21 protein-coding genes and 3 pseudogenes are annotated in these 26,814 nt (G+C 59.8%); 8 read left to right on the forward strand and 16 right to left on the reverse strand.

The features are described from left to right. Nucleotides 1-580: 580 nt before the first annotated feature. Nucleotides 581-795 (forward strand): annotated as a pseudogene (locus AC1DGP_RS29720) (transposase); the annotation flags it as partial. A gap of 19 nt (nucleotides 796-814) precedes the next feature. Here AC1DGP_RS29720 and AC1DGP_RS29725 read toward each other — a convergent pair. Continuing rightward, the gene (locus tag AC1DGP_RS29725) at nucleotides 815-5,971 is read right to left on the reverse strand and encodes a RecQ family ATP-dependent DNA helicase (RefSeq protein WP_476832900.1); all 5,157 of its coding nucleotides are present in this window, start codon (nucleotides 5,969-5,971) and stop codon (nucleotides 815-817) included. A gap of 470 nt (nucleotides 5,972-6,441) precedes the next feature. Between AC1DGP_RS29725 and AC1DGP_RS29730 the strand changes: the two are divergent. Continuing rightward, nucleotides 6,442-6,654, forward strand: a pseudogene (locus AC1DGP_RS29730) (phage integrase N-terminal SAM-like domain-containing protein); the annotation flags it as partial. 100 nt (nucleotides 6,655-6,754) lie between these two features. On the opposite strand, the gene AC1DGP_RS29735 reads toward AC1DGP_RS29730, so the two are convergent. The 11 genes from AC1DGP_RS29735 to AC1DGP_RS29785 all read right to left on the reverse strand — a co-directional run bounded on the left by AC1DGP_RS29735 (nucleotide 6,755) and on the right by AC1DGP_RS29785 (nucleotide 15,711). Beyond that, complete coding sequence (locus AC1DGP_RS29735; RefSeq protein ID WP_476770979.1) at nucleotides 6,755-7,546, reverse strand: metallophosphoesterase; 792 nt, start codon at nucleotides 7,544-7,546, stop codon at nucleotides 6,755-6,757. A 285-nt stretch (nucleotides 7,547-7,831) separates the two neighbouring features. Beyond that, nucleotides 7,832-8,926, reverse strand: coding sequence for an HAD-IA family hydrolase (locus tag AC1DGP_RS29740; RefSeq protein WP_476776440.1), 1,095 nt, complete (start codon nucleotides 8,924-8,926; stop codon nucleotides 7,832-7,834). 76 nt (nucleotides 8,927-9,002) lie between these two features. After that, nucleotides 9,003-9,758: a metallophosphoesterase gene (locus tag AC1DGP_RS29745; RefSeq protein WP_476770977.1), complete on the reverse strand. Its 756-nt coding sequence runs from the start codon at nucleotides 9,756-9,758 to the stop codon at nucleotides 9,003-9,005. 266 nt (nucleotides 9,759-10,024) lie between these two features. Continuing rightward, complete coding sequence (locus tag AC1DGP_RS29750; protein WP_476832875.1) at nucleotides 10,025-10,279, reverse strand: hypothetical protein; 255 nt, start codon at nucleotides 10,277-10,279, stop codon at nucleotides 10,025-10,027. Nucleotides 10,280-10,373: 94 nt separating this feature from the next. After that, nucleotides 10,374-10,628 (reverse strand): Txe/YoeB family addiction module toxin, encoded by a 255-nt coding sequence (locus tag AC1DGP_RS29755; RefSeq protein ID WP_476776442.1) that lies wholly within the window; start codon nucleotides 10,626-10,628, stop codon nucleotides 10,374-10,376. Then, nucleotides 10,625-10,879, reverse strand: coding sequence for a type II toxin-antitoxin system Phd/YefM family antitoxin (locus AC1DGP_RS29760; RefSeq protein ID WP_089173402.1), 255 nt, complete (start codon nucleotides 10,877-10,879; stop codon nucleotides 10,625-10,627). The genes AC1DGP_RS29755 and AC1DGP_RS29760 overlap by 4 nt, the downstream gene beginning before the upstream one ends. 106 nt (nucleotides 10,880-10,985) lie before the next feature. Beyond that, the gene (locus AC1DGP_RS29765; RefSeq protein ID WP_476770976.1) at nucleotides 10,986-11,327 is read right to left on the reverse strand and encodes a DUF2958 domain-containing protein; all 342 of its coding nucleotides are present in this window, start codon (nucleotides 11,325-11,327) and stop codon (nucleotides 10,986-10,988) included. A 336-nt stretch (nucleotides 11,328-11,663) separates the two neighbouring features. After that, entirely contained in the window at nucleotides 11,664-12,506 is an 843-nt protein-coding gene (gene istB / locus AC1DGP_RS29770; protein WP_476768778.1) for an IS21-like element helper ATPase IstB, read from the reverse strand. A 20-nt stretch (nucleotides 12,507-12,526) separates the two neighbouring features. Next, on the reverse strand, nucleotides 12,527-14,026 hold the full coding sequence (istA, locus tag AC1DGP_RS29775; protein ID WP_441508073.1) for an IS21 family transposase: 1,500 nt from the start codon (nucleotides 14,024-14,026) through the stop codon (nucleotides 12,527-12,529). Nucleotides 14,027-14,257: 231 nt separating this feature from the next. After that, nucleotides 14,258-14,857, reverse strand: coding sequence for an amino acid synthesis family protein (locus tag AC1DGP_RS29780; RefSeq protein ID WP_476832876.1), 600 nt, complete (start codon nucleotides 14,855-14,857; stop codon nucleotides 14,258-14,260). Nucleotides 14,858-14,916: 59 nt separating this feature from the next. Beyond that, nucleotides 14,917-15,711, reverse strand: a complete 795-nt coding sequence (locus AC1DGP_RS29785) for an alpha/beta fold hydrolase (RefSeq protein WP_476832877.1) — start codon at nucleotides 15,709-15,711, stop codon at nucleotides 14,917-14,919. A 65-nt stretch (nucleotides 15,712-15,776) separates the two neighbouring features. Here AC1DGP_RS29785 and AC1DGP_RS29790 point away from each other — a divergent pair, with 65 nt between their 5' ends. The 5 genes from AC1DGP_RS29790 to AC1DGP_RS29810 all read left to right on the forward strand — a co-directional run bounded on the left by AC1DGP_RS29790 (nucleotide 15,777) and on the right by AC1DGP_RS29810 (nucleotide 21,167). Then, complete coding sequence (locus tag AC1DGP_RS29790) at nucleotides 15,777-16,757, forward strand: aldo/keto reductase (protein ID WP_476832878.1); 981 nt, start codon at nucleotides 15,777-15,779, stop codon at nucleotides 16,755-16,757. 72 nt (nucleotides 16,758-16,829) lie between these two features. Beyond that, complete coding sequence (locus AC1DGP_RS29795) at nucleotides 16,830-18,305, forward strand: aldehyde dehydrogenase (RefSeq protein WP_476832879.1); 1,476 nt, start codon at nucleotides 16,830-16,832, stop codon at nucleotides 18,303-18,305. A 92-nt stretch (nucleotides 18,306-18,397) separates the two neighbouring features. Continuing rightward, a complete protein-coding gene (locus AC1DGP_RS29800) occupies nucleotides 18,398-19,183 on the forward strand; it encodes an ABC transporter permease (protein ID WP_476832880.1) in 786 nt (261 codons plus the stop codon). Further along, the gene (locus tag AC1DGP_RS29805) at nucleotides 19,180-20,211 is read left to right on the forward strand and encodes an ABC transporter ATP-binding protein (RefSeq protein ID WP_476832881.1); all 1,032 of its coding nucleotides are present in this window, start codon (nucleotides 19,180-19,182) and stop codon (nucleotides 20,209-20,211) included. The genes AC1DGP_RS29800 and AC1DGP_RS29805 overlap by 4 nt, the downstream gene beginning before the upstream one ends. Next, nucleotides 20,211-21,167 (forward strand): ABC transporter ATP-binding protein, encoded by a 957-nt coding sequence (locus tag AC1DGP_RS29810; RefSeq protein ID WP_476832882.1) that lies wholly within the window; start codon nucleotides 20,211-20,213, stop codon nucleotides 21,165-21,167. Before AC1DGP_RS29805 ends, AC1DGP_RS29810 begins: the two co-directional genes overlap by 1 nt. Before the next feature lie 253 nt (nucleotides 21,168-21,420). Here the strand turns inward: AC1DGP_RS29810 and AC1DGP_RS29815 are convergent, their stop codons facing one another. After that, complete coding sequence (locus AC1DGP_RS29815) at nucleotides 21,421-22,137, reverse strand: GntR family transcriptional regulator (RefSeq protein WP_476832883.1); 717 nt, start codon at nucleotides 22,135-22,137, stop codon at nucleotides 21,421-21,423. Nucleotides 22,138-22,776: 639 nt separating this feature from the next. Between AC1DGP_RS29815 and AC1DGP_RS29820 the strand changes: the two are divergent. After that, nucleotides 22,777-23,014: pseudogene (locus AC1DGP_RS29820) on the forward strand (hypothetical protein); the annotation flags it as partial. A gap of 124 nt (nucleotides 23,015-23,138) precedes the next feature. Here AC1DGP_RS29820 and AC1DGP_RS29825 read toward each other — a convergent pair. From AC1DGP_RS29825 to AC1DGP_RS29835, 3 genes are all read right to left on the reverse strand, one after another. Continuing rightward, nucleotides 23,139-24,077, reverse strand: coding sequence for an ABC transporter permease (locus tag AC1DGP_RS29825; RefSeq protein WP_476832884.1), 939 nt, complete (start codon nucleotides 24,075-24,077; stop codon nucleotides 23,139-23,141). Nucleotides 24,078-24,171: 94 nt separating this feature from the next. Then, a complete protein-coding gene (locus AC1DGP_RS29830; protein ID WP_476832885.1) occupies nucleotides 24,172-24,966 on the reverse strand; it encodes a hypothetical protein in 795 nt (264 codons plus the stop codon). Further along, nucleotides 24,963-26,753 (reverse strand): hypothetical protein, encoded by a 1,791-nt coding sequence (locus tag AC1DGP_RS29835; RefSeq protein ID WP_476832886.1) that lies wholly within the window; start codon nucleotides 26,751-26,753, stop codon nucleotides 24,963-24,965. The genes AC1DGP_RS29830 and AC1DGP_RS29835 overlap by 4 nt, the downstream gene beginning before the upstream one ends. Nucleotides 26,754-26,814: the final 61 nt, after the last annotated feature.

Consider the following 26,814-nt stretch of genomic DNA (forward strand, 5'->3'; position numbering starts at 1 on the left):
GATCCCAGTGAGCCGTCCTTCGCGGCGTTTCAGCAGCCCCGCTGAGGTCTGGCATTCATCATGGTTGGTTTATCCGGTTCTACTGAAATTAATTGCACATAAGCGTGGGAAAAAACCCCGTAGCCACCAGCTTGGGAGCCATGGCGCTAAAAGCCACACGGCGTACCGGATGATCTCAGGCGGGAACTGGTGACGGGCGTAGGAAATCGGCTGCATGCCCCTACCCTACCGGAGCAGGCTCAGATCGTACCATTCCCGTGACAATGCCTCCCCCTCTTTTGTTAACACCAGCGAACGCGCCAGCACCAACCATCAGCCGCTCCTCGCCACCCCTTCTTTACGTCACGCTGATGTCAGGCGGCGACACACCCTGGGCTAGTCTTTGCCTGCATCTACCTCCGCAAAGCATCCGGCGCATGCAGTACATCCCTCTTGAAGACGTCGAACCTACCACATGATTTGCAAGGCCGATGCTCGTGGGTGAAAGCTTGTAACGACATGGGCTTGATCTTAAAACTGGATCGCTTTGGGTTAGAATTTTCCGGGTCGTTCCCCTTTGGGCTGGGAGGAGCGGAAAGCGATGAAGGATTCGAAGTTCTCGGACACGCAGAAGGCGTTCATCCTGAAGCAGGGCGCGGATGGGATTCCGGTGGCGGAAATCTGCCGGCGGGCCGGGATCAGTTCAATTGGAAGTAGAAGTACGAGGGGCTGCCGCCGGCCGAGATGCGCCGGCTGAAGCAACTCGAGGACGAGAACGCGAAGCTGCGCAAGCTCGTCGCCGACTTGGCGCTGGACCTCCGCCGCTCTTGAGCCCTCAGTTGGTCGCCGTCGGAAGCGTTGCCTCGGGTGAGACCCTTCCTGAGCTGGACGGCCCGAAAGCGAGATCCGGCACTATCGTTTCCCAGACTTCTTGTTGAAGGCGCGCCCGGAACTCTTCCTGGTTGTCCGACTTGCGCCAGCGCACGATCGCGCCGACCTCGCCGCGCAAGAGGCTTAGATCTTCGGGAGGCGACCAACTCCCGGCCATTCGTCCAAGCGTTTGTCCTCGTCTGTCTTGGATCATCCAAGACTGGCCATCGCGCACGATTTGAACAGGATCTCCTACTTTTGCGACCGAGATTGCGGCAAGCGATCGATGCCCTGACCTGAGGCGTCCCGCCCATGAAAGATCCACATTCTTGAGGTCCGGAACCTGGTAAACCGTTGTCGGAAGCGTGATAGCATCAGTGACAGTTGGCGCAGGCCGGCGCAGCACATACGCTGCGTCCAGCGGAATGAATGGATGGCGCCCATCGGACATGATGACGAGGCTGCGTCGCGCTCGGGTCATGGCAACATAGAACAGGCGGCGCGGCGCGTCGGAATCCTCGCCTTGTGAAGCCTTGTCCCATCCACCGCTCAAGATGGCGACATCATCGAACTCCAATCCCTTAGCGCGATGTGCTGTTAGAAGTAGTAGGCCGCGTTGCTCACCGCGGGCATCACGTGCCCATTCCGCGAACCATTCGATAAGGTCCGGCACGGGCATGCTCTTGCTCGCCAGCTCCATCGCCAATGCAGCAATGCCTTCGGCGATCAGGTCCGTCCAGCGGTTGGACGGAATTGCGTTCAGCATGTCGATCAGATCGTGAACCTTAAGCAGTCGGGTAGAATGTCGCCGCAGGGCGTCGATGAACTGTTGCATCTCGCGAAGACGCCAAATGCTGGGCAGGCTCTCGTTTGCCATCTCCACCGGGATGCCAAGCGTTTCGGCATAGGCCCGCACCGGGATTAGCCGCCGCCAGTCGCGCGCGATGATCGCCGCACGGGACCAACTCCACTCTGGGTCAAGGCGCGATAGCCGGACGAGTTCATCAACCGCCGCCATCGCCTGCGCCACATCTCCGGTTGAGCAGTCCAGCACTTGGACCCGCCCCTGGGCCACGGGATCCAACGCCGCCAACTCTCCGCCGTGCGGCGCCTTCTTGCGCTTTCGATCGATGTCAATGTCGTGGCCAGCTTTCATGCGGGCAGCGGCTTGCGCAATGACCGCGTTGGCGGCGGCAATGATATGTCTGGTTGAGCGGTAGTTCTCGATCAGGAACTCCGGTCGCGCACTATAGTCGGCCTCGAACTGGCGGATAAAACGGATCGAGGCCCCGGCGAAGGCATAGATATTCTGATCGTCATCGCCCACCGCAAACAAGCTGATCCGAAGGTCCTTATCCTCCAGAGAACGGCCTGCAACGGCGGAGATCAGCGCGTATTCCTCAGGACCTATGTCCTGATACTCGTCCACGAGAATCCAGCGATGACCCGGGATCAGTGTTTCGCGTTGCGCTTCCGCCTCAGGCTTGCTGAGGCCTTCCCCGTTCAGTAGTCGCACCGCTTCCAAGACTATCCCGTCGAAGTCGTGCGTCGTCTCGCCGCTGGCTCCAGCAAAGCTGGCTCCCACCAGTCGCATCGCGAGGGCATGGCATGTGGATATCGTCACCGCATTCGCCTCCTCGCCGATCAGATGCCGCAGTCGGATGCGTATCTCGGCAGCGGCGTGACGGTTGTAGGTGAGCACGAGGATGCCGCGCGGGTCTTCGCGGCGGACACGAATAAGGTAGGCGATGCGGTGAACCAGAACGCGGGTCTTGCCCGATCCCGGTCCTGCCAAGACCAACACACTTGTCTCGTCACGAAGATCCGAGACGATCTTCTGCTGTGTCTGATTGTTCAGCGAATCGACGATTGTCTTCCACGACGCTCCGGTCGTCTGGCGTCGTATATCGGCGGCTTTTCCCGGCATCCATCGACTAAGGAAGGTGTCACGCTCCAGTACGAAATAGTCTTCGGACAGCCGCATCGCCTGATTTATCGCCGTAATACCTCGTTCGGCATACGCTGCCATCACATGGGTCTGGATGGTCTGCTCGGCGTAGTGTTCGTCCAAGGGCACGAAATCCTGCGCGGTGAACTGGCCGCCGGTGGGATTGAGGTGGACTGTCATAGCTTGCCGGAAGACTGTTAGCCCTTTGCCCAGCGTGACGACCTCCTGCTCGTGAAGCCACAGAAGCGAGCGGTCCATGAGCTTGGTCATGTCCTGAATACCGCTGCTGCGAAGAAAGGCGTCCCCCGTCAGGGCCGCGAGCAGATCGCCCATTGTGGTTTCGATCTGTATATCCTTGCCTCGGGAGCCTTTCGGCAACTTTCCCAGAAGATGGACTAGCAACAGCTCGGCCCCCTGCCGTCGTAGCCCTGCCGTCTGTTCCAATGCCTGCCAGGTCCGTTGCAGCGTAACCATCAAGGTGTTGCGCGAGACCTTACGCAGCCGCAGGCTACCCTTGCCGCCATCCTGATCGCGGCCGTCTCGCCCCATGCTTCGGAGCAATTTTTCCACGATGTCGGGACGAATTGCACCGTGCCCCTGATTGCGTAGCGCTTGGCAGGTCTCGGCCAAGTGAAGGGGAGCCCCCTCGCCACCATCGGCATCAGGGGCGGCTTCGCGCATCAGCGCAATCAGCGCTGTTTCGACCTGCGCCGCCTGCGCCAACCGCTGTTGCGAATGGCCCTCGACGGCGACATGGGCAAAGACCGTGACCACGACGTCGTTTCGGGCGACCCCGAGTGCCTCAAGATCGGCCATTGCCTGGTTCAGTTTGGTCCCAGTCAATCCGCTGATCCCGGCCAGCTCATCAGTGGAAATGCCTTGATCAGCAGGGGCGTTCATCAAGTGCCGGGTGATATCTAGAAGCTGATTGCGACGGGTGCCGGTGATAGCAGCCTTGGCAAGTATGGCCTCGGCCTCCTCCAGGGTGCGAATTCTTAGCGAGGAGGGAAATACTTGAACGCGGTTTTCTTCGCGGCTCAGCAACGCGGCTTCTTCTAGCCAGGACACCGCGGTTTTGACCCTTGTGTCGTCGGTCGCACTATCTCGCTCGAACTCCTGATCGCGTTCGGCTCGCACGATCTCGCCCGAAGTGGCAACCACGGTGCCTGTTTTCTTCAGCCGGTCGTTCAACCGTCGCAGGGCTTTGAGAACGGCTCCGATTTCGTGCCGGGCCAATCGCGAGCGGGCTGAAAGCGAGAACTGCCGCTCGACATCCTCGGTGGCAAACAGCAAGACGCAATGGGCATGGGCCCTATCGCGCCCCGCCCGCCCAGCTTCTTGCAAGTAGTTCTCTAGTGACCCTGGAATGTCGCCATGGACCACGAGCCGGATGTCGGGCTTGTCAATCCCCATCCCGAAAGCGTTGGTTGCCGCGATGATCCGCAATTCGCCTACGCGAAATCGTTCCTGGATGTCCCGCTTTTCCTCGGGCGGCAGCCCTGCATGAAATCGTTCCGCTAGTAGACCCTGCTGCTTGAGGAAGTCGGCGACGCGTTCCGTCTCGCCACGGGTAGCGCAATACACCACGGCACCCGAAGCGCCGTCCTGTGGTAGCTTGGCCTCGATTACATCGAGGATATCAGCCAGCTTTGTGCCGCGCTGCGTGGGCCGGACGTCAAAGCTGAGATTGGTGCGCACCGCGCCGCCGTCCAGCAGTAACAATTCGCGCTCAAGGCGCGACTGGAAATGGTCGCGGATGTCACGGACTACTTCGGGCTTGGCTGTGGCAGTCAGGCAGAGCACCGGAGCAGGCGCGTTATCGCCCGAGGACTCTTTGATAAAGCGGCTGACATAGCGGTAGTCCGGCCGAAAATCGTGCCCCCATTTCGACACACAGTGGGCCTCGTCCAGCACCCAGAGCCCGATCTCACGCTGCGCCAGAACCGACCGGACCGAATTGCTGCGCAATTGCTCGGGAGAGATTAGAAGCATCGCCGCCTCTCCCATGCGCACACGGTCCAGCGCCTCCTGCCGCTCGGGTATAGACAGCATTCCATTGACGGTGGTGGCTGAGGAAATTCCTACCCGTGCCATTCCCTGCACCTGATCGGCCATCAACGCGACCAGCGGCGAGATCACTACGGTCAGCGCCCCGATCTTGTCGAACTTCGAGAGGGCGGGGATTTGGTAACAGACCGATTTTCCGGTCCCGGTTGGCAGAATGCCGAGAAGGCTGGCTCCCCGCATCGCCTCATCGACGATCCGCTCCTGCAGAGGCCGGCCCATATCGTCCACTGGCTGCGCGCGAAAGGCTTCAAACCCGAACCAGCGAGACAGCGCGCGGACCGGATCATTCCTTTCACGGCACCAGGTGCAAACCGAGCTTTTGCAATCGGCGTCACGCAGATCCCGCACAATCTGCGCAGACTTGGGGTATTGCGCCCGCACCCATGGTGGCATGACGGAATCTCCGCCCGCGACCAGGATCCAGGACAAAGCATAAGCTATAGGCCATCCGAGTTGTGGGCTCGAAAGCCAGTTCAGTGTCTGTTGCACCCGTCTCTCGCAAGCGCGTCCCTCCAGTAGCTGGGAAATCGCTTCCCGTGCTTCGAGAGGATTGGGCGCAGGCGCCCCCCGCACCTCCTGGAATACCGCGTCGAAGCCGCCTGAGTTCTCGCTCCTTGTTGTAAGGAAATGAAAGGCTGCCACAGCATGGGGCTGATCGGCGTGTTGCTGCGTCAAAGCCGTCAGTTGATTGCGCAGCACCTGAAACACCAGGCGCGCATCCATTTCCGGATCGTTGACGTGCCCTGCTTGTAGGCGCCCGTCATGGTAGTGCTTGACCAAATGGTGATAGGGATTGCGTGGAAATGCGAGCGGATTGAGCCACAGCGTGTCGATCGGAGATTGCGCAATCCCCGCCAATCGGGGCCGCACCGCGGCAATGTGAGGCAAATCATGCCGAATGATGTTGTGGCCGATCAGATGCTCGGCCTCGGCCGACTCTGCTTCCAAGCGATCGAGGGCTGCCGCCAGATCGCGCTTCTTAGCCAGGATCGGTGAACGAGCATCATCGCGCACCGCCGCAAGAGCGAAGATCGTGGCGGTTCCTGGATCCACTTCGAGATCGATCGAAACGCAGCGGTCCAGGAACGCTTGGAAAGGCTCAGACATACTGCAACGATGCCAATCCGGGATGAAATGGTCAGCGATCATGATCGCGCGCGCCGAAAGGTCAAACGGGCCAGTAGAGTCACCGGACCCTTTGCCCGAGGGCCGCTTTCGGAGCGGTCCCAGGGGTGGCCCCAAGATCAAGACTTGGCGGCTCACAATCGACCGTTCACCCAGGGATAATACCCGGCACCGTCCAGTCCTACGATCAAGCGTCGGCGAGGGCCGAGCATCTCGCAAGCTAGACACTTAATGGGTAGGGCGTCCGCTTCCGACCCACGCCGGCTGCATGAGGGCCCGACGCCGCTGAGCGCCACAGGACTAAGCCGCTCTCGCGGCAGGGCGCTGCGGCGCGGTTATCGCGGAGATTTCGCCTGTGAGGCGCTGCATCCGAGGATTTCGGGGTCGTTTCCCCTGATCCCGTGGAGGCCTCCATGACCGATCCCGTCACCGTCARCCCGCTRCGCCAGCGGATGATCGAGGACATGACCATCCGCCRGTTCGGYGAGCAYACGCAGCGCGACTAYGTYCGGCAGGTCCGCGCGTTCACGGCCTTTCTSGGCGKCTCGCCCGACCGGGCCGARCCRGAAGATCTGCGKCGCTAYCAGCTKCACCTGGCKTCGYTSGRYGCGAGCTATKCSCGGATGAACCAGGCCTGCACGGCGCTGCGCTTCTTCTTCCAYGTCACGCTSGGCCGGACCGGCTTCGGCGACCGGATGGCGCTCCAGATCGTCACGTCGCGGCGACAGGCACTGTCAGCACGAGCGCCCATAGCTCTTGGATTGATCAAACCTCGACGACGCAGCCGGGATCAAACCATGGATTCTCGCGATCGCCATTGCGGTTGGGGTAGCCAGCTTGATTGGCCAGGATGCGCGTCCGACCGACCTTGTAGTCATGTGACCCATGATCATGGCCGTGGATCCAGAGCTCAGGCTGGTATTCCTCGATCAGGGCGCCGAGGTCCGATACGAAGGCCGGCGACAATTCGCTCCCCTGGTGCCTCGGTTGAACCGATTGCGGGTGTGGCGCGTGGTGCGTGACCACTACCGTAGGACCATCGTGCGGCTTCCCTAGCTCGCTACGGATGAACGCCAGATCGAGCCGATGCTCAGCCGCTGCATGCCACGGCATAAAGCGGCTGTAGTGACCGCTTTCCTCCCGGTAGCGGATAAGGCGGTGATCGTTCAGCTCCTGCCCGGCAAAGACCATCGACGGCTTGGGCGTCCCGAGAAGGCGGTAGTCCGTCCAAAGCGTACAGCCGATGAAGCGGACCTGCCCGATCATAACGGTGCGGCGATGCAGTAGATGGATGCCGACCTTGTCAGCGAGGTCGCTTCCAGCGGCCAGGCTGCCCTTCATCTCGCTCTTGTAGAACTCGTGGTTGCCAGCGACGTAGACGATTTCGCGGTCACGGAGCGGCCCGGCTTCCCGCTGCTCCACCATCCACTCGAGCGCAGCACTGATCGGCTTGTGCACATCGCCGGCGAAGACCGCGACATCAAACTCCGGCATCGGTTTGGCGAACAGGAACGGACCGAATTCGAGATGCATATCGGAAATCACCAAAAGGCGCATCCTGCCCTTCCTCATCTATCTGGCATTGTTGGCGGAATGCGCCTCGCTTCAGCCGCCTGACGCCGAGGAGCGCTACGCGATGCGCTTGGACCCAGCAAGCTGCAGCCTGCGGCGTCCACACGCGTTCGAACGCTTTATGACGCAGTCTGAAAGCTTTCCTGTAGCGTCCACACGCGCTCGAACGCGTTATGACGCAGTCTGAAAGCTTTCCTGTAGCGCCTACACGCGTTCGAACGCTTTATGACGCGTTAGATCGCGTCATAAAGCACGCACGTGCACGCGCATTCAAACATGGCTCGGCGCAACCGCGGCGCGTTCAAGGAGCTCGTTGACAGGTTTCGGAGCCCCGGGCGCCGTTCCCTGAGCAAGTCCGGATTCGAATTCGTCAATGTGCATTGCGAACAATCCAGCCTTCCGCGGGCCTATTACGTCTGCCTCGATGCTGTCCCCGACGAAAAGAACCTGATGCGGCTCCAAATTGAGCCGCTGGCAAACGAGCCGATAAATCTCGGCTTGAGGTTTCATCAGGCCGACCTCAAACGACAGAACGACCGTATCCGGCGCACCAGGCAGGCAATCGAGCAAAGCGTTCGCGTATGGTGCAGCGAGATTGGAGCAGACGCCAATTTTCAATCCGAGCTGCCCCAAGGTGTTCCAAATGGCATCGATTCCCGGTCGTAGCCGTGTCGAGGCGGTTTCCGCCAACAAGTCAGCCTCCAACTCGGCAAGCCGCGCATCGTCTGTGATCGTCGCAAGATCCTGGGCAAGATCGCGCAGGCTCATCGGAGTTGTCAGCGCTTGGGTTGCCGCCTTCGATGAAGTGGCACTGCCGATGAGTGCTCTGAACGGCCAGCGCTTGTCTTCAATTTCCACAAGTGTCCCGAACCCATCGAAGCAGACAGCCTGGATCTGCGGCGTAGCGTCCTGCCAGATCAGATTTGCCTCTGTGTATGGCGTGAAGTTCTCGTCGACCGCGTTTGGCGCGATCCCCGCACCCCATCTAATCGCTGCGACGTAGCTCCGCACAGCAAGCTGGTCGTCGAGTGTGCCGCTTAGAAGATCCAGGGCTGTCCGCCCGTTGAATGGCGCCGTCTTATGGTCATCAAACAGCCAATCCCTTTGTTGATCCGGTGATGCGAAAAGATGCTGCAGATCCGCATAGAGACCCAGAAGCGCAGAGATCCGCATCAGGACAGCAGTTTCAAGGACGAGTGATCCGTGTGTGCGCGCGATGGTCGACCAGTCGTGAAACTGAGCCGCGTCGCACTGCAGAATCGCGAGCCGGTCGGCCGAGGACAATTCCCAGCGGTCCGCGATGTTCAAGAACGTGCGGAGTGCCGGCGCGCTTACGCGAGCTCGTTCCTCAGGTGACCTTTCCATCAATGTGCTCCCAGCTTGCCACTCAGAGGAGACAGAATAGCTGATTTGCGGACGTCAAAGTTCGAACCGACCCGGCTTAGTTGGCGACCTCGACCACCAGGCTCTCGTCAAACGCCGAATTGGAGAACAAGGCTCCGGCTGGATTGCAGAGGATCCGTGTTCCGCCTGGCCGGCGCATGTCGATGCTGTGATGAACATGGCCGTGCACCCACATCTCGGCGCAGCCAGAATCCGTCAGCTCGGATAGGTCAGACGCACAGTTTCCGGCGATCCATTTTCCGGTGTCGGCCGGCGCTACGCAGGCAGGGTGCGGAGCGTGATGAGTTACAACCACGCGAGGGAAAGAGGTCTCCTGGTCTATGAGATGTCGCAAGCACTCGCGACTTGAGTGATGCAGCTGCTGAGCATCCTGAACGCGAAAGGGACGCTCCCCCGTTCCGTCGCGAAACCGAATGTCCTCACCAGTCGGCATTGTAGCATCGATGGCTCCTGCCAGACTGTAATCGGACCAGAGCGTAGCGCCGAGAAACTGCACGCCCTGGAGGTTGGTTGCGTCGCCCTCGAGCAGTGAGATGTCATTGGCTTCGGCAGCGCGCCGAGCGGCGGCGATCGTCGCACTCGGTTCGCCTCGCCAATGCTCGTGATTGCCGAGCGTTGCAATGACGGGCCTGTCTCCGGCCAGGTGGCGCAGGAATTGGAATCCGGCCGGGATATTCCCCTGCCAAATATCGCCGGCCGACACCAGGACATCGAACGCCGGACGGGGAGGAGCGAATGCCGAAGGAAATGGGAACCCTTCAAGATGCAAATCGGATAGAATCCAGATTCTCACTGCGCTCTTCTCTCATGGTGATTGCTTGGAAGATCCCGCCACCGAACGCATACCCGTGACAATCGAGCTACGATTCTCCGCAGAGGATCTCACTCGCATTGATCGGTCTGCCAAATTTGAGGGTCTTGAACGGGCCGAGTTTTTACAACGCGCCGCGACAGTCGGCGTAAAAGAGGCACTACGATCGTCTGAAATCGCCCAATCTTTTGACGGAGGCCGCGATGATTGAATGATCTCTGTAAGGGTAACTCACTCCATCAGCAGGTTTATGCATATACCCCTGCACGCACCGCCTCTAAATATTCTAGAACGAGATTTTCTTCACCCCCGCAAACGAGATCGTACGCTGTTTTCCCTGAGTACCCCGGAATAGGTTGGTTCTTGAACCAGTTTATGGCTTCTTTTTTGGAGCCCCGCATTTCAACAACTATTTTAGTAATATCGTCGATCAGTTTGACCAATTCGCTCTGAGGCGCGCCAAACTGCTTAGACAGCCGGTGGATGGACTTCTTGTCGATCACTGCCAGATGACCCCTAACTCTCAGGCGCGTATCGTTCCACTTTATACATTCTTAGGTATCACGGGCCCGTCTACCTGCCCTCGCGGACGCGCCATCAGTAGTGATATCGGCACTGCGCGATCATTAGACCGCCCTCACTCGGCCGATAGACCAAGCGGTGCTCCTGTGTGATCCGTCGCGACCACCAGCCCGACAGCGGACCGCGCAACGGCTCCGGCTTGCCGGTGCCATTAAATGGCGTGCGCATGCATTCTTTGATGAGCCCGTTGAGCCGGACCAGGAGCTTGGGATCGGTCGCCTGCCAATGCAGGTAATCCTCCCAGGCCTGTTCGTGGAAAACGAGCTTCATTCGGCAAGGACGCGCTCGGTTCCCTTGCCTTCATCGAGCTCCTTTACGGCCTTGAGCAACCGGTCGGCATTGCGCGGATTCCGGAGGAGATAGCGCGTTTCCTCATAAGAGGCGTAATCTTCGAGCGACATCAGCACCGCCGCAGGTTTTCCCTTGTCCCTGGTGATGAGCATTGGCGCATGATCCTCCGTCACCCTGTCGAGCATGGTGGCTAGGTTCTTTCGCAGGTCGGTGTAGGACGTTGTTCGCATCTCGCTATTGTACTCAATTACGTACGTTAAGCAAGCGCGGTGCGATCGGTCGGGCCACCGCCCTCCGACCGGCCAGGACTAGTTTGAAGCTGCAAATCGCCGGCAGCTAGGCTGAGTGCTCGGCCAAGTACTGGTTTAGCGTCTTCTGAGCCCGCCAGTGCTGATCGATCTCGACGCGGAGATCTGCTGGACCTTCCAGCGCAGCAATCTCGGCCAGACTGAAGTCGCCGAGCTCCGCCTCATCCGAAAAAATTGCGAGCCCAAATAGGCTGTCTCGATCGCGCGGGTTCATTTCAGAGACGAGCCACGTAACCGGCGCCCATGGCAGGAATAGCTTCAACACCGGCGTCGGATCAAAACTCTTGTCCTGGCGGCTCCGATGCCAATTCGAAGTCAATGCCTCCTGAATCTCCTGAGAGATCGCAATCATTTCCGGGCCCTTTGTCATTTATGGGGTTTACCTCGCCGAGGAAGTCAGCCCGAGCTCGCCAAGAAGTTTGCAGCTGCAAACAATGAGCGGCGCCCCCAGCCTGTGCGCATCGACTGCGGTCGCTCTATGCCGGCGGCGTTCGCACCAAAAGTTTGCAGCTGCAAACTTTTGGTGGCAGGGCTTCTGTCGAACCGGTTGTTATTACCATTCCTGCGAAAGTGGTAATAACCTGTCAACGGCGGCCGGATTCCAGGCCACTTGGGCGGAGCAAAACCAGGCCAGCGCTGGCGATGTGAGACGATAAGCCAAGGGCCCCGATCGGGGCCCTTGGCTTATCGTCGCTTTCGTTTCTGATCAGCTCTCCATGATCTCGCCGGTGTCGGGATCGACGTGTTCGGCCGTGGCCTGGTTTTGCTCCGCCGCGGCGTTGGCGCGCCGGCGGCCGGCGGATTGTTTCAGCCGATAGCTGTCGCCGTTCATGGCCAGGATGCTGACGTGGTGGGTGAGCCGGTCGAGCAGCGCGCCGGTGAGACGCTCCGATCCCAGAACCGAGGTCCAGTCCTCGAAGGGCAGGTTCGAGGTGACGATGGTCGAGCCGCGCTCGTAGCGCTGCGAGAAGGTCTCGAACAAGAGCTCGGCGCCGGTCGGCGAGAGCGGCACGTAGCCAAGTTCGTCGACGATGAGCAGCTTCACCGCCTGCAACTCGCGCTGCAGCTTGAGCAGGCGCTTCTCGTCGCGGGCTTCCAGGAGTTGATTGACCAGAGAAGCCGCGGTTGTGAAGCTGACGGAGAAGCCCTTCTGGCAAGCCGCCAGGCCAAGTGCCAGCGCGACATGGGTCTTGCCGGTGCCGCTATTGCCGAGCGCGATGATGTTCTCGCGGCGCAGGAGATAGCCACAGCGTGCCAGTTCCAGGACGAGCATTTTGTTGAGGCCGGGGATGGCGGTGAAGTCGAAAGTGTCGAAGCTCTTCACGGCCGGGAACCGCGCCGCCCGGATCCGGCGCTCGACCGTGCGGCGTTCGCGGTCGATCAGTTCGAGCTCGATCAGGCGCAGCAGATAGCGGGCATGATCGACGCCATCACGCGCGCATTCACGGGCGACCTTGTCGTACTCGCGCAGCACTGTCGGTAGCTTCAGCTGCTTGAGGTGATGGGCCAGCAGGACTTGCGGCGTGCCGCTGGTCGTTCCCGTCGGCATCGCGTGGCTGGTGTTGCCGGTCATGCCGCTTCCTCCGGCAGGAGCACGGCATAGTCGGCGGCCGAGGTCGTCCTGACCATCGTCCTGGGCAGGTGAGGATAGGCAGACAGATCGAGACGGGCCGGCCTGCGCTCGATCTGAGCCAGCGCGATCAGCTTGACCGCGTCGAAGCCGATGGCGCCGAGCCGGATCGCCTCGGTCACCGCGAAGGTCACGACCTCGAGCGACATCGCCTCCAGCAGCCGCAGGACCTGGATGAACTCGCGCTTGCCGCGATTGCCCATGCGAGCTTCCAGCAGATGGCGCAGGTGCTGGAAGACCTCGGGCAGATCCCATCCCTGCAACGCCGCCGCCTGGTCGAGCGCATTGGGCTTGGTCTCGATCAGCGCGAGATAATGCAACGGGTTGGAGACGAAGGCGCCTTCGCCATAGCAGCGCGGGTGACGGGCAATCTCGGCTCCGCCGCACAGGATCACGACCGCGTCGACGAAGCCCTTCACCACGACGTCCTGGAAGCCGTAGCGGGTCGGCACGGAGTAGTCGTTGGAACGGTAGCGAACGAGTGAGGTCGACGAGACCCGCGCGCTGCGCTTCTCGCACGGTTCCAGCGGCACGGCCGGCAAGGGACGCAACGCCGCCAGATCGGCGATGAGCCGGTTCCCGATCGTCCCGGCATGCCGTCCGGCCCGCTCGCCCTGCCGGGCACGGCAGCGTTCCGCCAGGCCGGCGTTCAACGCCTCGAAGCTGGCTGCCACCGGGATCGGTGTCATGAAGTTCGAGCGGGCGAACTTCACCAGGCCCTCGACCTTACCCTTGTCGTTGCCCTTGCCCGGGCGGCCGAAGCGATCCCGGAACAGGTAATGGCTCACCAACTCGGTGAAGGCACGCGTGCGCTCGCGCCGGCCGTCGCCGCAGATCTTCGCCACCGCGATGCGCGTGTTGTCGTACAGGATCGACAGCGGCACCCCGTCGAAGAAGCCGAAGGCCGAGACATGCCCGTCCAGGAACGCTTCCGTCGTCTCCCGCGGATAGGCCTTCACGAAGCAGGCGTCCGACTGCGGCAGGTCCATGCAGAAGAAATGGATCTTCTGGCGAACCCCGCCGATCACCCCGATCGCTTCGCCAAAATCCACCTGGGCGTGACCCGGTGGATGCGCCAACGGCACGAAGGTCTCGCGCCCACGGGCCCGGCCGATCCGCACGTAGTCCTTCACCACCGTGTAGCCGCCGGCAAAGCCATGCTCGTCGCGCAGGCGCTCGAAGATCCGCTTGGCCGTATGACGCTGCTTCACCGGCGCACTCCGGTCCGCGTCCAGGATCGCATCGATCACAGGCAACAGCGGACCAAGCTTCGGCTTCTCCGCCGGCTTCGTGCGCGTGTACCCCGGCGGCAGCGAGAACCGGCACATCTTCGCGATCGTCTCGCGGCTCAGACCAAAAACACGCGCCGCCTCACGGCGGCTCTTCCCCTGATTGAAAACAAAATCACGAACCGCCGCGTAGACCTCCACCGCGAACATCCCCGCCAACCCCAAAAGGGATCAGCCTATCCAACTGGTTGGCTTTTACGCCGCCCGCGCCACCACAAGCGAGGGCGCTTCATTGGATGGTTTTGTCACCGCCCTGCACATTCTGACCCCTATCTGTCCGGGACCACCTTTTCAGAATGGTTTCGTCCTGTGCCCTCGCAATCGCGACCGGGGCTAGTAGCCCCGGCCGGATTCCATGCGGACCAGCCAGATCCGAGTGGGTCAGGCGACTTTGGCACCCGTTTGATCGACGCCCATTGCCTTCATGTCTTCGTAGCGATCGCCGATACGTGCATGGGGGCGGCCACTCACGGCAGCACCAATCGCAACGACAATTTCATCGGCTGCCGGCGCATCCTGGATGATAATCGACGCCGTAAGAAAATGAGAACGCGTACCAGTGGCGCTAATATGGGTCAGAGGCAGATCGAGGCTAGCTCCCGGCCCCGCGCGCTTATTCGTGAAGCTAAGATAGGATGAGCCATTTACTGCCTGTCGCAGCGCATTGCCGAACCGAAGCGTATGAATGAGGGCCGATGCGTGCTCGACCTCACCGCCGACGCCCACGAGGGCGGCCTTTCCATAGGCCTCGACGACCTCCGGACCGCCAATGGCCTCCATCAGCCGCGGTACCAAGGCAGCCCCCAAATCCGGGGCAATGGCCAGGATGTCGGGCTGAAGATCTTCGACGAACCGTCCGTGCCAAGGGTTTTTAAGGACTGCAGCAGCCACAGCCGTCCGATAAGGTCGTGGAACCGCTTTCCCACCTTCGATCAGAACGTCTTCAGTCGTGACAACGTACTTCCGCACAAGATCTATCATATAATGGTCCTCGCCATCGTTTAAGTTTGTGGAAGAAATCTGGAGTCTATGGCTGAGCATTAGCTGCCTAGGAATCGCTCCAATCGGTCGGATATCAAGTCGGGCGCCTCCATGAGAACGCTGTGTCGCAGCCCGGGAAAGATTTCGAGCTGCGATCCAGCAATTGCGTGATGAATAGCCTTGGCCATACGAGGGTTGGAACCTGGATCGTCCTCTCCGGTCATCACGAAAGTCGGCGTCCCGACCTCTGTCAGATCAAGCCCTTCATCTGCCAGGCCAAATACGCGATAGGCTGCCAAGTAGGACGCGGGATCATTGCCCGCGAGTTCTTCCAGCCGCTGCTTGACGCGCTCGGGATGTTTCGCCTTGAACTCAGGGGTAAACCACCGTTCGGATGCCGCACCCGTCACGGCTTGAATTCCGTCGCGCTCTAGCAGAGCCGCTCGCTCCACAACACGCTTTCTTTCTTCAGGTGTGCGCTGCGCGACCGTACTGATCAGCACAAGCTTGGTCAGACGCCCCGGCGCGAGAATCGCGAAGCGCTGAGCAATCAGCCCTCCTAAGGAGAAACCAACCAGGGCAAAGCTATCTACATTGTTGGCATCAGCTAATGCCAGAACATCGTTCACAAAATCGTCGATCGTACATTCGGTCATCCGATCCGATCGACCGTGACCACGCAAATCAGCGCGGAGAACCTTATGCCGCTTCGCAAGGCGTTGAGCGATCTCGTCCCAACTCTGCAGATTGGCGCCGACACCGTGAACAAGGACGACCGGCGTCCCCTCTCCTTCACACCGGAAATAGATACGAACGCCATCCCGGCTCCGAAAAAAACTGTCTTGCTCAGGCACTAGCCATCTCCTTTTGTCTGATGGTATACCTATTTTAAGACAGCACGCAAGGCTGGTGAGGACCAATGAAATTTGTGCGTTTCGGACGAACCAACCTGATGGTTTCGCGGATTGGCCTGGGCGCGATGGGCTTCGGCGATGCCAGCTGGCGCGCCTGGGTGGTCGATGAAGAGGCAGCGCGGCCAGTGATTACGCGCGCGCTTGAAGCAGGCATCAACCTCATTGATACCTGCGACTTCTACTCGAACGGGGCGAGCGAAACGATCTTGGGCAACGTCCTCTGGGACCGTGTCCGCAGAGACGAGGTTGTTATCGCGACAAAGGCCGGAAACCCCATGGCCAAACACGTCAATGGCAAGGGCTTCTCGCGGAAACATCTGTTTAATGCCATTGACGCCTCATTGAAGAGGCTGAAAACCGACTATGTCGACGTTTTTCAGACGCATATCTGGGATCCGGCCACCGACCTCGAGGAGCTCATCGACGTTTTCGATGCGATAGTTCGGGCGGGCAAAGCTCTCTATGTGGGAACCGCCCAGATACCGGCATGGACACTCGCTCGAAGCGTCTCGATCGCAGAGTACGAGAGCAAATACGCCTTTCGCTCACTGCAATGCGAATACAACCCGTGCCACCGGGAAGCTGAACGAGAGCTTCTTCCATATTGCCGCGATCAAGGGCTCGCTGTGATACCTTTCAGCCCCATGGCGAGAGGATTTCTCTGCGCTGACAAGCGGAATGAGGGTGCGTTTACAGCCCGCGATCGCAGCGACGACTACACCCAGAAATACTACTTCCGCGATGCCGATTTCGCCGTCTTCGATGCAGTTGCAAACGTGGCAAACCGCCATGGGGTTTCGCCGGCGAGGGTTTCTCTCGCCTGGACGCTGCACCAACCGGGTGTGACGTCGCCCTTGGTTGGCGCTGAAACAGTCGCGCAACTCGACGAAGCTGTTCAGGCAGTGGATCTCAAGCTAAGCGCGGATGATCTGAAAGAGATTGAAAGTGCCTACCTGCCGAGGCCCACCAAGGGCGGCGGCCATTGACAGCTTGCACACTAGGCTGATTGGTATACCATAAGACAATACCCTGAATGGTCGCTGACCGGGAGGCTAAATATGAGCGGTTATCGACTGTTCATCGCGGGCGATTTTACGAACGCAGAAGGTGATCGGCGCTTCGAGTCGATCAATCCGGCGACAGGAGCCGCATGGACGTCAGTCCCCGACGCGAGCGAACGGGATGTCGACCGGGCGGTGAAGGCGGCGCATGAAGCCTTCAAAAATGGCCCTTGGCCGAAGATGAACGCTGGACAGCGCGCCGACCTCCTCCGCAATCTTGCCGATCGGCTTGCGAAGGAAGGGGCGGAAATTGGCCGGGTCGAGACGACGGATACCGGCAAATTGCTACGGGAGACTGTCTGGCAGGCAGAGAATACGGCGAAGATTTATCGCTACTTCGCCAGCCTCGCGGAGACCTTGGAAGGTTCGGTTGCTCCTTCTCCGGGGGACAAGCTCCTGAATCTTATCCTTCATGAGCCGATCGGGGTCGTCGCCGCGATCATTCCCTGGAACTCTCAGTTGCAGCTGGCCGCCTATAAGATCGGCCCAGCACTCGCGACGGGAAACACGATCGTGGTCAAGGCTTCGGAGGATGCCTCGGCTCCCCTCCTCGCATTCGCCAAGATCGCAGCTGAAGTCGGCTTCCCGCCGGGTGTCTTCAACGTTGTTAGTGGCCAGGCAGCGAATTGCGCGATCCCTCTAACGCGACATCCGCTTGTCCGGCGTATCGCATTCACGGGAGGCGTCGAGACAGCTCGACGCATCATTCCCAACAGTGCCGAGAATCTGGCACGCGTGACGTTGGAACTCGGCGGGAAATCGCCCGTCATCGTCTTCAACGACGCCGATCTGGACAGTGTGGTGAACGGCCAGATTGCCGGGATTTTTGGAGCGAGCGGACAAAGCTGCGCTGCAGGTTCTCGCCTCATTTGCCAAAGCGGCGTCTACGATGAGGTTCTCGATCGCCTGAAGGCGAGGATCAAATCGATCACCGTAGGCGATCCCCTCGACGCCAAGACGGATATGGGTCCGCTGGCAACGCAACGGCAGCGCGACCGCATCGAGCGGCTGCTGTCAGCATCCCTTTCGGCCGGTGCACGCCTGCTGGCGGGCGGCAAGCGACCAGAGGGATTTGGCGGCGGTTTCTATTTTGAGCCCACGGTTGTCGAATGCGCGGACCAGTCGTTTCCCGTAGTGCGCCAAGAGCTGTTTGGGCCCGTCCTGAGTGTTCTCAAATTCAACGATGAGCAGCAGGCCATCGATCTCGCCGATGATAGCGACTTTGCGTTCGCCGGCGGAGTCTTCACGCGAGATCTGCCCAAGGCCCTTCGTGTCTGTCGACAGATCCAAGCTGGACGAATCTGGGTGAACACGTACAGAGCCACGGCTGGAAACGTGCCTTTCGGCGGTTTCCGCAACAGCGGATACGGTCGCGAAGGCGGGCCCGATGCCTTGCTGGATTATACCGAGACCAAAGCAATCATGATCAATGCCACAGGCGAGCCCGTGGCCGATCCCTTCGTCATGCACTAGCGGCCTAAGATCATCGCGCCACGCGAAGATCGGTTGGCGCTAAAGTTGGATCGAAGCGAGCCAAGTGGCACTTGCGGCAGGAAATTAAACGAATGCGGTTTGGTCTCAGTATCCAGGGGATTGTGGGCGCTTCGATCATTCTCGTGATCGCCTGCATCGTCATCCTCGCTCCTCTGATCGCGCCGCATGACCCAACAGCCACGGGTGTGATGTTCCTCGCCGCGCCKGATGCATCCTATATCCTGGGGACTGACGATATCGGCCGGGATACGCTCTCGCGATTGCTGTACGGAGGCCGTTCCTCGCTACTGATAGGCATAGGCGCCGCTACAACCGCCATCGTCATTGGCGTGCCCGTAGGATTGATTGCAGGTTTCGAAGGCGGGCGAGTCGATGCCGTCATTCGGCAATTTATCGACCTCTTTATTGCTTTGCCGAGCCTGGTTCTCGCGCTTTTGATCACCGCAGTGCTCGGTCCCACGCTTTTAAATCTCATTCTAGTTCTCGGACTTGTCAGCTGGCCCCGCGTTGCGCGTTTGGTTCGTGGACAAGCCATCGCTCTTCGCGAAGCCGTTTTCGTAGAAGCTTCGGTTGCCGTCGGTGCAGGGTCGGGCTGGATTATCTACACCCATATCTGGCCAAACGTGACCCGGTTGGTCGCCGCTCAATTCGCTTTGACCGTCGCCTATTCGATATTCACGTCGGCGAGCCTAAGCTTCCTTGGCTTGGGGTTGCCTCCACCAACTCCTGATTGGGGCGCAATGGTGCGGACGGGCTTCGACTATTTGGCCCTCAATCCTCTCATGAGCTTGGCGCCGAGCATGGCCGTCGCAGCAACCGTCTTCGGCTTTTATCTCATCGGAACCAGCATCGAATGACGGTGGAGACAGCGAGTTCAGCTCTCGTCGCGGTGGATCGCCTCGACATCGCTTTCAACATTGGCAAGCGAACCGTTTCGGCTGCCCGAAAGATTGCCTTCTCAATTGATGAGGGTGAGGTCGTCGCTCTCGTTGGCGAGTCGGGCTCTGGCAAATCGACAGCCGGACTGGCGATGCTCGGTTTGCTCGACCCGAAACGGACGCAAATCAGCGGGGAGATTCGCGTTCGAAGAAAAGACGGCACCGCCCTTGAGGTCGTGACTGCCAGCGACCGCGCAATGCGGTCGATGCGCGGAAACGACGTTGCGATGATCTTCCAGGAGCCGATGTCATCGCTCAACCCGGTTTACCGCATCGGCGATCAGATTTCGGAAGCGCTGAGGATACATCGCAAATTCTCCAAGGCCGAAGCCTGGAAGGAGGCACTGCGTCTGCTTGAACTTCTGGGTGTGCCGAGCCCAGCCGCTTGCCTGACCTACTATCCTCATCAGCTTTCCGGTGGAATGCGCCAGCGGGTGATGGTTGCTATGGCGCTGAGTTGTAACCCCGCCCTGTTGATTGCTGACGAGCCGACCACGGCCCTCGACGTCACGATTCAAGCGCAGATTGTCGAGTTGCTGAAGTCACTCCAACGCCAGAACGGGATGGCGGTTCTGTTCATCACACACGATCTCGGTCTCGTCGCCGAGGTCGCCTCCCGCATTCTCGTAATGTACGCGGGACAGATCGTTGAGGAAGGCCGCGTGGCCGAGGTCTTTGCCGATCCTCGGATGCCGTACACCCGCGCCCTGCTCCGTTCGCGCCCCCATTTCCGAGGCGACAACCAGAAGATCAAGGCGATTGGTGGCGCCGTTCCAAATTTGGCTGCGCTGCCTAGCGGCTGCAGCTTTCGCCCAAGGTGCGAACACGCTGTCGTTGGGTTGTGCGATGTTCAAGAGCCTGAACTCGAAGCAGGGCCTGATGGCCGCAAGGTCAGGTGTTTGAGATGGCGCGAACTCGTTAGCGAGAAGAGTGAGCCGGTATTGTGATGCTTGAGGTCCGCAATCTGCAAAAGCACTACGATGTGCGCAAAGGCATCTTCTCGCGCGTGGTTGGCCGCGTTCAGGCGGTCCAGGACGTTTCATTCGATATCGGGGCAAGCGAGGTCCTAGGCCTCGCCGGTGAGTCAGGCTCCGGCAAAACAACCATTGGTCGTTCAGTTCTGCGCCTTGTTGAGCCAACGGGTGGCGAGGTCGTCTTCGACGGACAGGATGTTCTGTCGTTCGATCGGACACAGTTAAGAGCTTTTCGGCGTTCAGCCCAGATCGTTTTCCAAGACCCGTTCGCTGCAATCAATCCAACGATGACGATCGCTGAAGTCATTGGAGAGCCGCTCTTTGTTCAGGGCGTCGCCAAAGGAGCCGAGTTGGCTGATCGAGTCGAACGGCTGCTTCAAGACGTGGCACTTCCGTCCGATTTCTCCAGCCGCAAGCCGCAGGAGCTATCGGGAGGCCAAAGGCAGCGTGTGGTTATCGCTCGCGCTCTGGCGCTAGAGCCTCGGTTCATCGTTGCCGATGAACCCGTCTCGGCCCTCGATGTCTCAATCCAGGCCCAGATCATTGGGCTCCTGGAAGACCTGCGCCACAGCCGTGGCCTTTCGATGCTGTTCATTTCGCATGACCTCGCGGTGATGCGATATCTCTCGGACAGGATAGCGGTGGTGTATCTTGGTCGGATCATGGAGATTGGTCCTGCCAAGCAGCTTTGCGACTCTCCGCTTCACCCTTACACTCAGGCTCTGTTGTCAGCGGTTCCCGGCATGGCTGGCCCAAATGGGCGGATAGTCCTCAAGGGCGATGCCCCAAATCCGCGGAATCCGCCGTCGGGCTGCGTTTTTCGCTCGCGTTGCATGCATGCGACGGCTGAGTGTGCCAGGGAAGTTCCGCCTTTACGGGAAGTTGCACCTGGCCGTCAGCTTGCGTGTATTCGGTACACTAACAGTTGAAACAACTCGCTCTCGGCTGCTCTCGTCGCCATACTCAATAATCGGGTGGCAACTGCAAAGAGGCTACGAACTTCCCGTGGAGTTTGGCTCACCTCCGTCGCCAGACCTGCTTCGCAAGTTCTGATCCGCTAGGGGCGCCCGGGCTTCCGAGCCCATAGCCAACATCCCCTCTAATGTGGCCGACGTGCGTTACCACCGCAATGGCGTTCTGGCTCAAGCTCAGAGGCCTCCGAGCAGACTATTTTGCAGTGAGTTATATTCCCAAGCCTGCGTCTCGCGTGTGAGCGTCCGAAGGAAACTGAGGGGAACCGGCGACAAAATGCCGGCACTCGATCGCGGCAAGTTCGCCGTCTCGGCGAATTAGTGCGTTGACGATCTTGCCCATCTGCTCAACCGAGCTCTGTTTTCGTTCCGCTGCTGAAGCGTATGTCTGTCGCAGGGACCTGATGCGAGCGCGTAGGGAAAGCATCAAGCTCGCAGCGGTCGAGTTCTTTGCACCTGCGAAGAGATGCTCGAAAAATTTATCTATGGCCTCTCGATCGCCTTGCGGGTCGCGCCGCGCCGCGCGCCGAACCGCATTGTAAGCCTCGACAATCGTTTCCATTTCTGCGTCGGATGCGCGCTCACAAAAATGGCTAGCCGCCTCGGACTCTAAGCCTCGCTGCACCTCGTAAATCTCTGCCGCATCCTCGATTGTGAGCACGCTTACGCAAACGCCTTTGATGCCTCGGCTCTCAACTAGCCCCTCCGACTCCAGGTAGCGCAGGGCCTCTCGAATGCTGCTTCGACTGACGCCCGTCATCTGGCATAGGTCGCGCTCGACGAGACGAACGCCCGGCTTGAGATGCCCCGATAAAATGGCCTCCCGTAAGACCTTGAAAGTCTTCTCCCGGAGCATCGTCTTCTCCCCTACCCAAAGGCTTGGAACGCCGCGCTCGCCGGACTCCGCGACCGCTACAGTTGCTTTCATGATGTCCTCTGAGCATCAGTCATCATCGTCTAGATTTAAGTATCCCACGGAAGCCCCTCGCTAATTGATCAGGATCAACGTAATCGAAAAATGACTTGAGAAAATTTGGCCCGCTTGAAGTCGGGCTGGCGATCGAACTGCAGTTGACCTGGCTTTGTGGACACCCTCGCACCCATTTTCTGGAGGGTCCCATACCGAGTTTTTGAAGCGCCTATCCGCTAGAGGTCCGGCGGCATGGTGGAGTCCGATCCGGACGAACTCCAGAAGAGCTTGCTCGCGAGTTCGAACCGACTGCCCAGGTCATTGCCAACTGGGTTCGCCAAGCCTAGCGCGATGCCGGCAAGCCGCTGTGACGGCGCGCCAAGCGCAGGGAACTGATCCGTGTTCGCCGCGAGAACCAGCGCCTGCATCAGGAGCACGACACCTTGTCAAAGGCCGCGGCCTGGTTCGCGCGGGAGGGAGGCGATCCCGGGCGGTTTTCCGGCGCACGAGAGCGCAAGCCGCCGTGTCTCCGATCAAGACTATGGTCCGCGTCTTAGGCCTGTCGCGGTAGGCCCAAATCAGCACTCTACTCACGGGCCTTTGCGAGCCGTTGGATAGCCCCCACAGCATCGTCTATCATAGCGAAATCGCGGCTAGGATGGAGGCGTCAGGCCTTCGATGGGTCGGTGGACGACGCCTCGACAACGCCATGTGCGAGAGCTTTTTCGCAACCCTTGAATGCGCGTTGCCGGACCGTCATCGGATCCGTTCCCACAGCGTGCGACGCGACAATCACGATGCGAGTTCGTTCTCATCCAGATCGTCGCGCTATACACAGCGAGGTGCTGAAGGCCGTTTTCACTTCATCGAAGGCTTCTACAAGCCGTCACGCCGCCTTCGGCGCCGAGCCCGTCTCGCCCATCAAATGCGCAAGGAAGCTCTGGAGCTGCCCCGACCCGCCCAAGCCGCGCCCCGTCCACGGAGCCGGGTCAGCTCCAAAATCCGCACGTACGCGGGAATTACCGGATCCGGATTTGTGGGTTGGCTAGCGAGTAGCAGGCATCGGCGAGTGCATTCATCACCACCACTGCGGCGATGGTGATCATGCCGACAGCAAGCATGACTGGATAGTCTTTGGCCAAGATCGAGGAGACCAGCAGGCTCCCAATGCCCGGGATGGAGAAGAGCGCTTCGGTAACAACCGCTCCACCCATTAGCTGACCCAAGCTGAGCCCCACGTAGGTAATGACCGGCAGAATCGCGTTGGGCATGATGTGCTTGAAAGCGACCGCGCTGTCGCTCATGCCCTTCGCTTTGGCCACGCGAACGAAAATGCGCTTGCTGACTGTGTCAAATTCCGACCGATAGATGAGTGTGAAGGAGCCGTAGTAATAGGCGGAAAGAGTGACGACGGGCAGGATGAGGTGTCGAAAGTGCTCGACTACACCTCCATCCCAAGGGGACCAACCAATTGACGGAAGCCACCCGAGATAAACAGAGAAAACAAAAATCAGGCACAGCCCGAGCGCGAAGTTCGGCAGCGTGATTCCGATCACCGCGAGACCAGTCGCCACCGGCCGAACCACCCCGCGGCCAACTGTCAGCGTGTTGACGAAAACGGCAACGACACAGGCAAGACCGATCGCCAGGACGCCCAATTCAAGCGTAACGGGCAAGCGCGGCATGATTGCCTCCGCCACCGTCTGCTGCGTGGAGTAGGACCGGCCGAAATCGCCTGTGGCGGCCTTAGCGATCCAGTCGAAATACTGGACGACAAGAGGGCGATCGAAGCCTAGCTGAGCACTGAGTTCAGCAATCCGCTCCTTCGTCGCGTCTTGCCCCAGCATAAGGGCAGCTGGATTTCCGAGCAGACCAGCAACGCTGAAAAACAGGATCGCAGTGATAAAAAGCGCGCTGGGGATCGCCCAAACGAGCCTGCGGAGGAAGATCATCAGCATGGATTTTGGCTCATGCGTTCCCAGGTGTTCACTGCATCGACAGGCCACTTTTGCAACGCTAGGCGGCCCGCCCGCAAATCAGCTCAAGTCCTAGTCAGAACTTGCCATATCCCGCCTGCGACCGCGACCGATCCGAGGTCGGGGCCCAAGCCCGCGTTTCCAGCTGATAGAGGTAGGTTATGTCCTCCAGCGTCGTTTCAACGCCTTCGGTCCACGCCTTCCGCACTCGATTGGCTAGGTTGTCCGCTTGCTCAACGGGCCCTTGGCCCTCGCCTTTCCAGACGACGAGGCCAAGATAAGAGGACTCTGCCAAGCGAAGCTGACTGACGTGTTCGTTCCAAGACTTTTCGATCCTGCCTCTCTCAGCCGCCCCCTTCAAAATTGCCTCCGGCAGTTGCGCCTCGCCGAGCGGCGCCGGCTTACCCACATAGCCCGGTCCAAAAGCAAGCCACTTGAGCTCTGTGGAAGCATCACCCTTAAACACTGCCGCCCCGGAAAGTTGACGGTTGGCCAGGATGTTGCCCAACGCAGGCACGAAATTCGATCCGATTGCCCCTGTGAGAGCGAGGCTGCCTTGCCCGCTTTTGCGTGCATCCACGGTCGCCAAGTCGATCGCGGGGGGGCCGACTTCAATCAGATGGCGGGCGTGCCCCTGGACGTGTCGAGTGCCATCCTTCGCGGTTTCCACCGACAGCCCCGGCGCAGCGTAGGACGAAATGATGGCCTGCTCTGCCAGACGAATGCTTCGCATACCGCCGCCGACCGCCGCCTCGGTCCAGGCAAGCATAGGTACTGCACGTTCCKACACGCCGTATGAATAGCCCAGGCCGCGCAAGCCCCAGCCCCCGACGCGAACGATCTCCGCCATTGAAGACATTGTTTTGGTCATGCTGCTTGTCCCGCGGCGACGCTTACGGAAGGCACGGCCGGGAAGCGCCAACGCTCGCCGGCTCCTTTTTCGATATCCCCAGGCAAGGGTAGTCCTTGAAAAAAGACGCCTCGCACGTAACGGATGCTCAGTGGGTTTGAACCGTCGATCCCGAGCATCGCGAGAAAGAACCGGATCAGGTACGAGGGCAGGAAATCCCGATGGATCAGGTTATCCCGCACCTCGGCGTACGGCAGCCCCTGCATGTATTGCACTCGGGCGATGGCATAGTAGAGGTCGGGTTCCGCGACGAGCATGTCGGCGACCGTTACCTGGTCGTCGCAGCCGGCAACCCAAGCGCTCAATCTCTGGATCAGCCCGATGTGGTCGGTGAAGGACTCGAATTGCTCGTGGGGATCGATGCCCCTCTCGCCGCGGCGCTGCTCACCGTTGTCGACGGAATGGTACCAGAAGTACTGGCGGGCACTTGAGTGCCTGAGATCCAGGCGCAGCGCCCAATCATAGTCCCGACGGAGCAGCGACCTGAGTTCGCCGGCGGTCATCTCGGGGACGATGTCCCTGTCTCGCACCATCCCGATTGGGATGTAGGCAGCGGCATCGTCCGCAAAATTCTCATAAAGCCCGATCAACAAGGAATTGATCTGCTCGGCGGTCTCCGGGTCAAAGCTGTCCTGCACCCGGAGGGTGAAGTCTCCCCAGCAGTCGCCAGCGACTTTGCCGCCCCTCAGCCATTCTGCAATCTGCTTGAGATTGGAAGCGATGACAGAAGGCGGTGTTACAAAGTCTTCGCACTGGTAGTCGACATGAGCGTAGTAGGACGCTGACCGGTTCACGGCGCTCAGAAGCCCATCGATTGAAGCGGCATCCGGGCGTTGAGCAGCGGCGTAAGCAAGCGAAAGCTCACGAACTACAAGCCAGCTCGCAACCCACTCAGGCCAGCGCTGAAGTGCCACGCACATCCCCTGCCCTGACGAATTTCCGACGCCAATGTACCGGGCAACGTCGGGCTCAAGCTGTGCAGCTGCGGAATTGATAGCCGCGGCAACACCGTTCACGAGGTCAACCGAGACTTGGCGGATCATGCAAAGGCCGAACAGGTCGGCAAAGAAAGGTTTCCGGAACGGGTGATCCGCCGGAAGGCCGACAACCGACAGAGATCCCTGACGTCCATTCCCTAGATAGCCCCCGTTGCGGAGGATGTAGCCCCCACCGATCGCCGTTGGCTCAGGCTGCCGTCCGGCGACGAGTGATTCAACGACATAGTCGAACGCGCGCGCACTACGGCTCGCTGGCGTCCAGCCCGTCACATCTGAGCGCGTCCGCATGCGATCGCCATCTTGTATGTCGAAGACGGCCAGCTCTTCCTGGATACGAGCTTCGTCTGGCTCACCAAGAAAGATAGCGCCGAACATGTCTCGCTTCGCACCGTCTGAGCGCCGACCGACCTTCTCAATGCCATCCCAAGGATAGCATCTCACCACGTACGTCAGAGGGTAGCCATTGGCATCGATCCGATAGATGCCGAAGCCATCTCCCAGTGCATCGCAGGCGAAGTTTTCCTTCGTGATCTTCCAACGCTCCCGGACCATGCACTTCACGAGTTGACTCGCAAAGCTGACCGGAGTCGCCTTCATGGCGCTAAGCCGCGGGCCGTTCAGGCTCGATGCCGGCCTCATCCGTTTCAGAACTTCGCCGCGCTGTGCAGGCGAAACGTGCCGATTAAGGACTTCACTCAGGAACGGCGGGAGGTCCGGCGAGTACGCGGCGGAAAAGGTCTCGTGTATCATATGGTATACCAATTTATCCCATAAATTGAGACTGCCGCAGTTTCCCTTGGCAGCCTCATGG

It is taken from the genome of Allobosea sp. 05T433 (assembly GCF_056396065.1).